Raw genomic sequence first — 673 nt, 5'->3', positions numbered from 1 at the left:
TTGCTTGATCGCTAGTGAGCGTTATCTAACTGAAAATGGTTTGGATCAACAGACCTTCGTCAACCAAGCGCTGCTTGGAGAAAATACTTTGCTAACACTAAACGAAAACCTGGAGGACTGGGGGCAGATTTTCCCAAACATTGTCGCTAAAGAGCGCATTGTGTGCGACTCATACTTCGCTGCCTTGCGCGCCGCAGAAGAAGGCTTGGGGATTTGCGTAGGGTTAACGCCCATCATTAATCATTGGCTTAAGACACGGCGCGTTGTAAAACTAAACGCGGACCCTATTGAAGCCGAGCTAGCTTATTGGCTGGTTTCGAAGAAAACATCCGAAGAGCTTCCCAGTTTAGATGCTCTTTATAAATGGGCGCATACCTTATTCGCACAGCTAAAGTAATGCAGCCACTTTACTGACGGGCCTTCGCTTTCTGCAGCCTGCTGGCTTTTTCGCTCAAAGCGCTGCGCTGGCAATCGACATTAGAGTCTTTTCAAAAAAAACACACAACTTCGCCATTTATTCGTTATAGTCTGCGCGTTACAAGGCCCTATCTTCTTATTTTATTGTTTTGGCAGAGCGTATGAGCGAAGAGCAACCGAACAACCCCTTGCATGGAATCACCTTGGAAATGATGGTGACCAGACTTCAAGAACACTATCAATGGGAAGGTCTAGC

2 protein-coding genes are annotated in these 673 nt (G+C 46.5%); both read left to right on the top strand.

Annotated elements, in window-relative coordinates; all coding sequences use genetic code 11:
* Window positions 1-397: LysR substrate-binding domain-containing protein (locus tag A3750_RS21415; protein WP_197475219.1), on the top strand; the 397-nt coding region annotated here is incomplete at its 5' end.
* A 181-nt stretch (window positions 398-578) separates the two neighbouring features.
* Window positions 579-673 (top strand): VF530 family DNA-binding protein (locus A3750_RS21410; protein ID WP_156498817.1); only part of this gene is annotated, 95 nt, incomplete at its 3' end.

The sequence above is a fragment of the Oleiphilus sp. HI0079 genome (assembly GCF_001635105.1).
The sequence above is the reverse complement of the archived record's forward strand: the minus strand, read 5'-3'. Positions and strand labels throughout refer to the sequence as shown.